The sequence below is a fragment of the Actinoallomurus sp. NBC_01490 genome (genome assembly GCF_036227085.1).
Taxonomy (GTDB): Bacteria; Actinomycetota; Actinomycetes; order Streptosporangiales; family Streptosporangiaceae; genus Actinoallomurus; species Actinoallomurus oryzae.
The window spans coordinates 2,277,058-2,288,949 of record NZ_CP109433.1 but is presented as its reverse complement, the minus strand read 5'-3'; the positions used below and the strand labels follow the sequence as shown (position 1 = coordinate 2,288,949).

Sequence of the window (11,892 nt, the reverse complement as noted above, 5' to 3'; positions counted from 1 at the left end):
CGCGGGTCGCGGTGTCTTTTGTATCGACTCTACCCGGGTGATTCCCGTTAGAGCAGGTCAGAGCCTTTCTTTGCGAGCTCTTCACGTCCTCGCGCCCGCATCCGGCACCGGCCGGTCCGGGCCTTCGGCGCCGTCGTCGGCGGGCTCCACGGGGATGCCGACGAGGATGGAGGTGCCGTTGCCGGGCGGGCTGATGATCTCGATGCTTCCGCCGAGCGCCTCGACCCGGTCCTTCAGGCCGACGAGGCCGGACCCGCGGGTGAGGTCGGCTCCTCCGCGGCCGTCGTCGTGGACCGACAGCCGTACGGTCCGGTTCTCCAGGATCAGGTCGACCCGTACCTCCGAGGCCCGCGCGTGTTTGGCGACGTTCGTCAGCGCCTCGGCGACCGTGTAGTAGACGGCGACCTCGACGCGTTCGGGCAGGCGTCCCGTGAAGCCCATGTTGAGCCGCACGCCGACGGGCGAGCGCCGGGACAGGGAGCGCAGCGCGGGGCCGAGGCCGCTGCGGCCGAGGATCGGCGGGACGATGCCGCGCGAGACCTCCTGGAGGTCGTCCAGGACGCCGGACAGATCGTCCACGAGGCCGGACAACTGCTCTCTGAGCCGTTCCTGGCCGGGGGCGACGGCGGTCTCGAGCGTGCGGAGCCTGAGCGCGACGGTGACGAGCCGCTGCTGGGCCCCGTCGTGCAGGTCGCGCTCGATGCGGCGACGGCTCTCGTCGGCGGCGGCGACCACCCGGGCCCGCGACGCGAGGAGGTCGCTGCGGCCCTGGGCGCTCACGATCGCGGTACCGACGAGTTCGGTGAAGTCCCGCATGCGCGCCTCGGTCATCCCCGGCGGCGGCTCCTCATCCAGCGAGAGGATGAGCATCGCGCCCCAGACGCGCCCCTCGACCTTCACCGGGCAGCCCACCACGCAGCGGATCCCCGCCTGGTGCGTCCAGACGCCGATCGCGCTGGTGGCGCGCTCGTAGCTCTTCATCCGCGCGGGGCCCTCGGTGCCGCGCGTCTCGGCCGTGACGGTGCCCTCCTCGACCGGCCAGCGCCCGCCCAGGGGCGGCATGACCTCGGGCACGCGCGGGTCGCTCCAATGGCCGACCACCAGCGCCGTCTCGTCGGACTCGAACCGGATGATCACCGTGTAGTCCACCTTCAGGACACGCCCGACCTCGGCCGCGACGGCGGCGAACACCCTGGCCGGCGGGACCCCGCACGCGACGAGCGTCGCGACGCGCCGCAGCGCGCGCTGCTCGTCGGCGAGGGCGCCGGCGAGGTCGGCGGCGTGCCGGATCGGGCGGATGATCGCCCTGGGGAGGAAGGCGACGAAGAAGACGAGCAGCAGCGCCGCCGCCGCGCAGACCGTCACGAAGATCGCGGTCCGGTGCGCCGCGTCGGCGGCGTGCCGCGCGGAGACGACGGCCGCGTTCCCCTGGGCGGCCTCGAAGCCCGCGCTCCGCTCCCGCAGCGACGCGAGCTGCGGCAGCCCCCGGCCGTCGCTCGCCAGGGTCCGCGCCCCGGCGCCGTCGCGGCGGGCGGCGTTCACCAGCGGGGTGAGCTGATCGCGCAGGTAGGCGTTCTCGGCCCGGACGAACTCCCCGGCCCGGCGGGCCTCGTCCGGACCGCTCCCGGCGGTGAGCCGCTCGAAGCGCGCCTCCTCTCCGGAGAAGGCGGCCCGGTCGGCGTCGTAGGCGTGGCGAAAGCCGGGTGCGCCGGTGAGCGCCAGGGCGCGCGTGTCCTCATCGAGGGAGAGCACGAGCCGTTCGAGCCGTTCGGCGGAGGTGAGCACCGCCGCGGACCGCCGGGCCACCGTGTCGGCGCCCCGCAGGTCGGTCACCGCCGCGAACAGGAGCACGAACGCGCCGATCATCGGCAGCACCATGGCACCGCCGACGAGGATCGGCCAAGAGATCGGCCTCCTGCGCCGCGCGACGTTCCACCGGGGGCCCGGTGCCGGCACCCTCACGCTATTCCTCCTGGTCAGAACGGCAGGCGATCACAGGTGGCCACCGGCGACGAAGCGGCCAACTCCGCCATGTTCCACGCAGAACGGCGTTCCCGTATCGGCCGGTCGGGCAGGGTTCTACGGCCGCGACCCAGGGTCCTACGGCCGGCGCACGACCTGCTGATATGCCAGCGGGCAGGATTCAGCTTCCGGAAAAATCGTGCGCAAACACCTCTAAGTTAGAGGTACTTTTCCTACCGGTCTCCCCCTGCCATCTCCCGCGGAGACGGTGACCGCTCGCCCGGATTCCCTGGCCGACAGGAAGAGTTGCGTGTGCTGATCCGACTTCTGCGCGCCTATCTGCGCCCGTATCGAAAGCCGCTGGCCCTCGTGGTGGCGTTTCAGCTGGTGCAGACCCTGGCGACCCTCTACCTGCCGAGTTTGAACGCCGACATCATCGACGACGGCGTGGTCAAGGGGGACACCGGCTACATCATGCGGACCGGCGGCATCATGCTCGCCGTCGCCCTCGTACAGATCGTCTGCTCGTCGAGCGCGGTCTACTTCGGCGCCCGTACGGCGATGGCGCTCGGCCGTGACGTACGGGCGGGGATCTTCAACCGCGTGCAGGAGTTCTCCGCGCGCGAGGTGGGCCGGTTCGGCACGCCGTCCCTGATCACCCGGACCACCAACGACGTGCAGCAGGTCCAGATGCTGGCCCTGATGACGTTCACGATCATGGTCTCGGCGCCGATCATGGGTATCGGCGGCATCGTCCTGGCGCTTTACCAGGACGTCGAGCTGTCGTCGCTGCTGCTGGTCAGCGTGCCGGTGCTCGGCGTGGTGATCGCCCTGATCATCACGCGGATGCGCCGGCTGTTCCGGCTGATGCAGGAGCGCATCGACACGATCAACCGGGTCCTCCGCGAGCAGATCAGCGGGGTCCGGGTGATCCGGGCGTTCGTGCGGGACCGGCCCGAGCAGGAGCGGTTCGCCACCTCCAACGCCGAACTGCTGGAGGTCTCGCTCGGCACCGGGCGCCTGATGGCCTTCATGTTCCCGACGGTGATGCTCGTCGTCAACGTCTCCAGCGTGGCCGTGCTGTGGTTCGGCGGCCACCTGATCAACGACGGGTCGATGGAGATCGGCGCGCTCACCGCGTTCCTCAGCTACCTCATGCAGATCATGATGTCGGTGATGATGGCCACCTTCATGTTCATGATGGTGCCGCGCGCCGAGGTCTGCGCCGAGCGCATCCAGGAGGTGCTCGAGACCGAGCCCAGCGTTGTCGCGCCGGACGAGCCGGTCCGTACGCTCGCCGTGCACGGCCATCTCGAGCTGCGGGACGCCGGGTTCCGCTACCCCGGCGCCGAGGAGCCCGTGCTGAGCGGGGTCGATCTGGTCGCGCGGCCGGGCGAGATCACCGCGATCATCGGGTCGACGGGCAGCGGCAAGACCACGCTGCTCAACCTGATCCCCCGGCTCATGGACGTCACCGCCGGCAAGGTGCTCGTCGACGGCGTCGACGTGCGCCTGCTCGACCCGGACGTCCTGTCGGAGGCGGTCGCGATCGTGCCGCAGAAGCCGTACCTGTTCTCCGGGACGGTCGCCTCCAACCTCCGGTACGGCAAGCCCGACGCGACCGACGAGGACCTCTGGCGCGCCCTGGAGATCGCGCAGGGCCGCGACTTCGTCGAGCGCATGGACGGCGGCCTGGACGCCAAGATCGACCAGGGCGGCACGAACGTCTCCGGCGGCCAGCGGCAGCGCCTGGCCATCGCCCGCGCCCTCGTGCGCCGGCCCGAGATCTACCTGTTCGACGACTCCTTCTCCGCGCTGGACTACGCCACCGACGCGGCGCTGCGGGCGGCGCTCGCGACCGAGACCGCCGACGCGACCGTCGTCATCGTCGCCCAGCGCGTCTCGACCATCCGGCACGCCGACCGCATCATCGTCCTCGACGAGGGCCGCGTCGTCGGCACGGGCACCCACCACGAACTGATGGACACCAACGAGACCTACCGGGAGATCGTCCTCTCCCAGCTCACCGAGCAGGAGGCCGCATGAGCTCCCCCTCTTCCGGCGAACGGCCCGTTCCGGGCCGCGGTCCCGGACCGGCGCCCGGGACGGCCCGTGGCCCGGCCAGGTTCATGGCCGGTCAGTCGGTCGAGAAGTCCCTGGATTTCAAGGGATCGAGCCGGCGCCTGCTACGCATGCTGCGGCCCGAACGGCCCCTCATCGTCATCACGCTGCTGCTGGCCGTCGCCAGCGTCACCACCAGCGTGATCGGCCCGCGCATCCTCGGCCGGGCCACCGACCTGATCTTCGCCGGGGTGGTCGGCCGCCAGGCGCCGGCCGGGGTCACCAAGGCACAGATGGTCGCGGGCATGCGCGCGAGCGGCCACGGCACCCTCGCCGACATGCTCAACTCGATGGACTTCGTCCCGGGCCACGGCATCGACTTCGGCAAGGTCGGCACGGTGCTGCTGACCGTGCTGGCCCTCTTCGTGGTCGCCGCGGTGTTCGGGCTGCTGCAGGGCCGGCTCACCACGACGATCGTGCAGCGGTCGATGTACCGGCTGCGCCAGCAGACCGAGACCAAGCTGGCCCGGCTGCCGCTGGGCTACTTCGACCGGCAGCCGCACGGCGAGGTGCTCAGCCGGGTCACCAACGACATCGACAACCTCCAGCAGACGCTGCAACAGACGCTCAGCCAGATCCTGACCTCGCTGCTCACCATCGTCGGCGTGCTGGTCATGATGATCGTCATCTCACCGCTGCTGGCGCTGATCGCGCTCGTGACCGTGCCGGTGTCGGTGTTCGTGGCGGCCCGCATCGGCAAGAAGGCCCAGCCGCAGTTCGTCAAGCAGTGGGCGACGACCGGCCGGCTCAACGGGCACATCGAGGAGATGTTCACCGGGCACGCGCTGGTCAAGGTCTTCGGACGGCAGAAGGAGTCGCGGGAGACCTTCGAGCGGCACAACGACACCCTGTACGCCGCCAGCTTCCGCGCCCAGTTCATCTCCGGCATGATCCAGCCGGCGATGATGTTCATCGGCAACCTCAACTACGTGCTCGTCGCCGTCGTCGGCGGGCTGCGGGTGGCCTCGGGGTCGCTGTCGCTGGGCGAGGTGCAGGCGTTCATCCAGTACTCCCGGCAGTTCACCCAGCCGATCACGCAGGTCGCCAGCATGGCGAACCTCCTCCAGTCGGGGGTGGCCTCGGCCGAACGCGTGTTCGCGCTGCTGGACGCCGACGAGCAGGCGCCGGACCCGGAGACGCCGGTACGGCCGCAGGACGTCCGCGGACGGGTCGCGTTCGAGCACGTCTCGTTCAGCTACGACCCGGACATCCCGCTGATCGAGGACCTGTCCCTGACGGTCGAGCCGGGCCAGACCGTCGCGATCGTCGGCCCGACCGGCGCCGGCAAGACCACACTGGTGAACCTCCTGATGCGCTTCTATGAGGTCACCGGCGGCCGGATCACCCTCGACGACGTCGACGTCGCCGAGATGACCCGCGAGGACCTGCGCGCCCGTACGGGCATGGTGTTGCAGGACGCCTGGCTGTTCGGCGGCACCATCGCGGAGAACATCGCGTACGGGGCGGCGGACGCGACCCACGAGCAGATCGTGGAGGCGGCCCGGGCCACGCACGTCGACCGGTTCGTCCGTACGCTGCCGGACGGCTACGACACGGTCATCGACGACGAGGGGTCCAACGTCAGCACGGGCGAGAAGCAGCTGATCACCATCGCCCGCGCGTTCCTCGCCCGGCCGTCGATCCTCATCCTGGACGAGGCGACCAGCTCGGTCGACACCCGCACCGAGGTCCTCATCCAGCGCGCGATGAACTCCCTGCGCGAGGGCCGCACCAGTTTCGTCATCGCCCACCGGCTGTCCACGATCCGCGACGCGGACCTGATCCTCGTCATGGAGTCGGGCAGCATCGTCGAGCAGGGCACCCACGACGAGCTGCTCAAGGCGGAAGGGGCCTACGCGCGCCTGTACACGGCGCAGTTCGCCCAGGCCGTCGCCGAGGTGGACTGAGCTAGCCTGGAGCGGCGGACGCGAGGCGGGGGCCCAGGTCGTGGGCCAGCGTGGTGGCCAGCACCCGGAAGGCCCGTACCTGCGGGCGGATGTCGTCCGTGCGGCTGGCCAGCACGCTCTGCGCCCAGGGCGCGTCGACCACCGGGACGAACCTGATGCCGGGCCAGCGGTAGAGGTGGGAGAAGGAGTGCAGCGCGGCCCCGATCGCCCGCCCGGCCGAGACGCTGGTGAGCACGTCCTGGATGGTCGCCGCCTCGTCGATGCCGCGGCGCGGCGGAATGCCGTTGCGCGCCGAGGCGAAGTACAGGTAGTCGGTGAAGACCCGGGGCACGCCCTCGGGCAGGCCGACGAAGGCCAGGTCGAGCACGTCGCTCAGCCGTAGGGCGTCCGCGTCGCCTGCCGGGCCGGCCGAGGGCACGATCAGCACACGGGGCTCGGTGGTGAGCACGTCCACGGTGAGGCGCTCGTCGTCCGGCCGCGGGCGGACGAACGCCAGGTCGACCTTGTGCTCGGTCAGCGCGGTGGTGTGCTCGGCGAAGCTGAGGTTCTCGACCGTCAGCGGGACGTTCGGCTGGGTTTTGCGGAAGGCCCGCAGGATCACCGGCGTCAGCTCCGGGGAGCCGGGCGCCATCACGCCGATGCGCAGCGGCACATCGTCGTCGGTGCGCAGGTCCGCGACGGCGTCGGTGGCGGCGTTCGCCGCGGCGAGCATCGTACGGGCGTGGGGCACGAGCCGCTCGCCCGCCGGTGTCAGCGCGATCGGTGAGCGTTCGAGCAGTTGCACGCCCAGCTCGCGTTCGAGCCGCTGGATGTGGCCCGTCACCGCGGGCGGCGACAGGAACAGCCGGGCGGCTGCGCGGGCGAACTGCCCCTCCTCGACGACCGCCAGGAACGACGCCAGTTGCCGTAGTTCCACGGTTTCACGGTACGTGACCGGCCGCCCGGTATCAGCCCGCGATTCAACTTTCGTGAACTTCGTCCCCTTCCCTGGATCTGCCGGGTTATACCTGAAGCGTGACCGCGAACGCGCCCCCCGGCACCGGACCCTCTGGGCGTCCGGATACGCCTCATGCGTTCGGCGTCCGCGCGGCGGGTTCTCCCCCGCCCGCCGCGAGCACGCTCACCGCCGTCATCACCTGGCCCTGGTCATCTCCCCAACCGGCGCCTGCGCCCCCACGCTCGCCGGCCAGGGTCTGCCGCCGCACGTGGTGGCGGCGGTGAGCATTTCACCCCTCGACGGGCCGCACCCCCTCGATAGACCGCATCTCCCCCGATAGGCCGCGTTCCCGGCATAGACGGATGTCTCGGAATTGACCTCCCACTTTGGGTGACGGTCCAGTCACCGAGGGAGAAGAAGGTTGGCGCTCGCGGGCGATTGAAGCGGCGAAAGCGTGTCACCACCATGAAGCTGCGCTTTCACCTGCACATCGGACGTACCGGAAGGACCGATCACATGGCGAGCGAGTTCCAGCGGAAGAAGATCGCCGGGGTGTTCGAGGCGATGGACGCCGACGGCGACGGCTTCCTCCGGGAGGCCGACTTCGCGGCCCTGACCGCCCGCTGGATCGCCGTCCGGGGCACGAACGGCAGCATCCGGCTGACCTCGATCATGATGGGCTGGTGGGACACGCTGCTGGCCGCCTCCGACGCCGACCGGGACGGCAAGGTCACCCTCGATGAGGTCCTGCTGGTCGTCGACCGCCTCGGGGGTATGCCCGGCGCGGTCACCGACACCGCGGAGGTGATGTTCGAGGCCGTCGACGAGGACGCCGACGGACGCATCTCCGCCAAGGAGTACAACCGGCTGATCGAGGCGTGGAACGGCCGTCCGACCGACACCGACGCGGTCTTCCACCTGCTCGACCTCGACGGCGACGGCCACCTCTCACGCGAAGAGTTCGTCCGGCTGTGGACCGAGTTCTGGGCCGGCGACGACCCGGCGGCGCCCGGCACCTGGCTGTTCGGACGCTTCGAACTCCCGGTGAGCTGAGCCGCACGCCTGGCGAGCGTCCCGTCAGTGCAAGACCCAGCCTCCGTCCACGCAGACGGTCTGGCCCGTCATGAAGGCACTGTCGGGGCCGGCGAGGAAGCTCACCGCGTTCGCGATGTCCTCGGCCAGGCCCCGGCGCTGGAGGGCCTGGCGGGACAGGGCCTCGCGCTCCATGGCCTCCTGGTCCGGGTAGGCCTCCAGCTCCTCCTCGGTCCGGATCGCGCCCGGCATCACGGAGTTGACCCGTACGCCCGCCGGCCCGAGCGCGCGGGCCATCGAGCGGGTGAAGCCCAGCAGGCCCGCCTTCGTGGTGGCGTACGGGACCGAGTCCGCCGCGCCCACCCGGGCCAGGACGCTGCTGACGGTGATGATCGCGCCGCCTCCGGCCGGCGGTTCACCGAAGGCGCGCCGCGCGCACAGCCACGCGCCGGTGAGGTTGACCCCGAGGATCCGGTCCCAGTCGGCCTCGGTGAGGTCGGTCCACTCCGTACGCCGGGTCACCGCGGCGTTCGTCACCAGCACGCCGACCCGGCCCAGCTCCTCCTCACAGCGGCCGAACATCGCCTCCACCGCGCCGGCCTCGCCGATGTCCGCGACGTACACCGCGGCCCGGCCGCCCTCGTCGCGGATCCCGGCCGCGACCCGATCGGCCATGGCGACCATGCGTTCCTCCGGATGGCTGTTGATCGCCACCGCCATCCCGTCCCGCGCGAGCCGCCGCGCGGTCGCCGCCCCGATGCCCCTCGACGCCCCCGTCACCAACGCCACCCGCTCCGGCATCCGCCACGCCCCTCTCGGTCCGCGAAAAGTCGTGGGCAGCGTACGACAGCCACTGCGCATCGGCTTTTTGCAGATATTTGTTCTTCTATTGCGTTGGCTTGTCGGTAAATCTAGTCTCTGTGATGCGTCCCACATGCCTGCCCCAGGCACGTGCCCCCTCCAGAGCGCCGGTCGCGCGCGGCCGGTGCCGTCGCAGACGAGAGGCGCAATGAGACCTCACCGCACACGCCTGCGGCTGATCGCCGCCACCGCCGTGATCAGCCTGCTCACCGCCCTGGGCCTGGCGAGCCCCGCCGCAGCGTCCACCGTCCGGACCTCCGCCGACACCAACCTCGCCGCCGGACGGCCGATCACGGCCTCCTCGCACGTGTACGACTACGTCGAGACGAACGCCGACGACGGCAACGTCGGCACGTACTGGGAGAGCGCCCCGGGCGCGTACCCGGCCACCCTGAGCGTCGACCTCGGCGCCAAGGCCGTGATCAGCTCCGTCGTCATCAAGCTCAACCCCGACCCGGTCTGGGCCGCCCGTACGCAGACCGTCGCGGTGCTCGGCCGGGCGACGCACTCCGGCGGTTACACCACCCTCGTCGGCGCCAAGAGCTACTCCTTCGACCCGAACAACGGGGCGAACACCGTGACGATCCCCGTCTCCGCCACGGTCGCCGACGTCCAGCTCGCGTTCACGAGCAACTCGGGCGCGCCCGGCGGGCAGGTCGGCGAGCTGCAGGTCATGGGGTCCCCGGCCCCGGCGCCCGACCTGACCATCGGCGACATATCGTGGAGCCCGGCCTCGCCGGTGGAGACCGACACCGTCACGCTCAAGGCCACGGTGAAGAACACCGGTACGGCCGCGTCCGACGCGACGGACGTCGGCTTCTACCTGTCCGGCCAGAAGGTCGGCACCGCGCCGGTCGGCGCGATCGCCGCGGGCGCCTCGACGTCGGTGTCCGCCTCGATCGGGACACGGAGCGCCGGGACGTACCAGCTCGCCGGCAAGGTCGACGAGGCCGGCAGCGTCCTGGAGCTGAACGAGAACAACAACGCCTACACGGACCCGGCGTCCCTGGTCGTCTCGCCCGTCGCGAGTTCCGACCTGGTCGCCTCGGCGGTGAGCTGGACCCCGGGCAACCCGGCGAGCGGCAACAACGTGTCGTTCAGCGTCACGGTCAGGAACCAGGGCACCGTCGCCTCGGGCTCCGGCTCGCACGGCATCACGCTCTCGCTGCTCGACGCGGACGACGCCGTCGTCAAGACGTTCACCGGCTCGGTCAGCGGCACGATCGCCGCGGGCGCCACCGCCGCACCGGTCACCCTCGGCTCGTGGACGGCCGCGAACGGCAGGTACACCGTCAAGACCGTCCTCGCCGACGACCCGAACGAGCTGCCGGTCAAGCGGGCCAACAACACGAGCACGACGCCGTTCTTCGTCGGCCGCGGCGCGAACATGCCCTACGACGCCTACGAGGCCGAGGACGGCGTCCTGGCCGGGGGCGCCACGATCGTCGGCCCGAACCGTACGATCGGCGACCTCGCCGGTGAGGCCTCCGGCCGGCGCGCGGTCAAGCTGGCGAGCACGGGCGCGAGCGTGGAGTTCACCACCAAGGCGAGCACCAACACCCTCGTGACGCGGTTCGCCATACCGGACGCCTCCGGCGGCGGCGGGATCAACGCGACGCTGGACGTCTACGTCAACGGGACGTTCCTCAAGGCGATCGACCTGACCTCGCACTTCGCCTGGCTGTACGGCGACGAGACCAACCCGAACAACGCGCCGAGCTCGACGCCCCGGCACATCTACGACGAGGCGCACGTGATGCTCGGCACCACGGTTCCGCCCGGCAGCAGGATCCGGCTGCAGAAGGACGCGTCAAACACGGCCGCGTACTACTCGATCGACTTCATCGACACCGAGCAGGTCTCCCCGATCGCCAACCCCGACCCGAGCAGGTACGCGGTGCCCGCCGGGTTCACCCAGCAGGACGTGCAGAACGCCCTGGACAAGGCCCGGCAGGACCCGAACCTCGTCGGCGTCTACCTGCCCGCGGGCACGTACCAGACGTCGAGCAAGCTCCAGGTGTACGGCAAGGCGATCAAGATGGTCGGCGCGGGCCCCTGGTACACGCAGTTCCAGGCGCCGACCGGCCAGGAGAACACCGACGTCGGCATCCGGGCCGACGCGTCGGCGAACGGCTCGACGTTCTCCGGGTTCGCCTACTTCGGCAACTACACCTCGCGCATCGACGGGCCGGGCAAGGTGTTCGACCTGCAGAACGTCGCGAACGACACGATCGACAACATCTGGGTCGAGCACATGGTCTGCATGTACTGGGGCAACAACACCGACCACATGACGATCACCAACGACCGGATCCGCGACACCTTCGCCGACGGCGTCAACATGACCAACGGCAGCTCGGACAACCTGGTGTCCAACGACGAGGCCCGCGCGACCGGTGACGACAGCTTCGCGCTGTTCGCCGCGACCGACTCCGGCGGCACCGGCGAGAAGAACAACGTCTTCCAGAACCTCACGGCGATCCTGCCGTGGCGCGCGGCGGGCGTCGCCGTGTACGGCGGTCAGGACAACACCGTCAAGAACGTCTACATCGCCGACACGCTGACCTACTCCGGCATCACGATCAGCTCGCTCGACTTCGGCTACCCGATGGAGGACTTCGGGCCGGACCCGACGACGTTCGGCAACATCTCGATCGTCCGGGCCGGCGGCCACTTCTGGGGCGCGCAGACCTTCCCGGGCATCTGGATGTTCTCGGCCTCGAAGCAGTTCCGCGCGATCCGGGTCAACGACGTCGACATCGTCGACCCGACGTACTCGGGGATCATGTTCCAGACCGACTACAGCGGCGGCCGGGCGCTGAACCCGGTCACCGACACGGTCCTGACCAACGTCACCATCACCGGCGCGCACAAGAGCGGCGACGCGTACGACGCCAAGTCCGGCTTCGGCATCTGGGCGAACGAGCTGCCCGAGGCGGGCCAGGGCCCGGCGGTCGGCTCGGCCACCTTCAACAACCTCAAGCTGAGCGACAACGCCGTCGACATCCGCAACACGACGTCGACGTTCACCATCAACGTCCAGTAAGGGGAGGCGGACGGCCCCGGCACCTT

General features: G+C 70.4%; 7 protein-coding genes. 4 read left to right on the top strand and 3 right to left on the bottom strand.

What is annotated here, in order from left to right:
* Positions 1 to 81: 81 nt before the first annotated feature.
* Entirely contained in the window at positions 82 to 1,962 is a 1,881-nt protein-coding gene (locus OG417_RS11310; protein WP_329253782.1) for a sensor histidine kinase, read from the bottom strand.
* Between the two features lie 312 nt (positions 1,963 to 2,274).
* Between OG417_RS11310 and OG417_RS11305 the strand changes: the two genes are divergently transcribed.
* The gene (locus OG417_RS11305) at positions 2,275 to 4,008 is read left to right on the top strand and encodes an ABC transporter ATP-binding protein (RefSeq protein WP_329253779.1); all 1,734 of its coding nucleotides are present in this window, start codon (positions 2,275 to 2,277) and stop codon (positions 4,006 to 4,008) included.
* A complete protein-coding gene (locus OG417_RS11300; protein ID WP_329253776.1) occupies positions 4,005 to 5,990 on the top strand; it encodes an ABC transporter ATP-binding protein in 1,986 nt (661 codons plus the stop codon). The genes OG417_RS11305 and OG417_RS11300 overlap by 4 nt, the downstream gene beginning before the upstream one ends.
* 1 nt (position 5,991) lies before the next feature.
* Here the strand turns inward: OG417_RS11300 and OG417_RS11295 are convergent, their stop codons facing one another.
* Positions 5,992 to 6,906: a LysR substrate-binding domain-containing protein gene (locus OG417_RS11295; protein ID WP_329253773.1), complete on the bottom strand. Its 915-nt coding sequence runs from the start codon at positions 6,904 to 6,906 to the stop codon at positions 5,992 to 5,994.
* A 537-nt stretch (positions 6,907 to 7,443) separates the two neighbouring features.
* Here OG417_RS11295 and OG417_RS11290 point away from each other — a divergent pair.
* Positions 7,444 to 7,980, top strand: coding sequence for an EF-hand domain-containing protein (locus tag OG417_RS11290; RefSeq protein ID WP_329253769.1), 537 nt, complete (start codon positions 7,444 to 7,446; stop codon positions 7,978 to 7,980).
* A 24-nt stretch (positions 7,981 to 8,004) separates the two neighbouring features.
* Here the strand turns inward: OG417_RS11290 and OG417_RS11285 are convergent, their stop codons facing one another.
* Positions 8,005 to 8,760 carry an SDR family NAD(P)-dependent oxidoreductase gene (locus OG417_RS11285; RefSeq protein WP_329253765.1) on the bottom strand — a complete coding sequence of 252 codons (756 nt, stop codon included), beginning with the start codon at positions 8,758 to 8,760 and terminating at the stop codon, positions 8,005 to 8,007.
* 208 nt (positions 8,761 to 8,968) lie between these two features.
* Between OG417_RS11285 and OG417_RS11280 the strand changes: the two genes are divergently transcribed.
* On the top strand, positions 8,969 to 11,866 hold the full coding sequence (locus OG417_RS11280; RefSeq protein WP_329253762.1) for a CARDB domain-containing protein: 2,898 nt from the start codon (positions 8,969 to 8,971) through the stop codon (positions 11,864 to 11,866).
* Positions 11,867 to 11,892 lie beyond the last annotated feature (26 nt).

Excerpts from the sequence above, each read along its gene's own strand:
- OG417_RS11300 (WP_329253776.1), top strand. The coding sequence starts at position 4,005 with ATGAGCTCCCCCTCTTCCGGCGAACGGCCCGTTCCGGGCCGCGGTCCC.
- OG417_RS11290 (WP_329253769.1), top strand. The coding sequence starts at position 7,444 with ATGGCGAGCGAGTTCCAGCGGAAGAAGATCGCCGGGGTGTTCGAGGCG.
- OG417_RS11285 (WP_329253765.1), bottom strand. The coding sequence starts at position 8,760 with ATGCCGGAGCGGGTGGCGTTGGTGACGGGGGCGTCGAGGGGCATCGGG.
- OG417_RS11280 (WP_329253762.1), top strand. The coding sequence starts at position 8,969 with ATGAGACCTCACCGCACACGCCTGCGGCTGATCGCCGCCACCGCCGTG.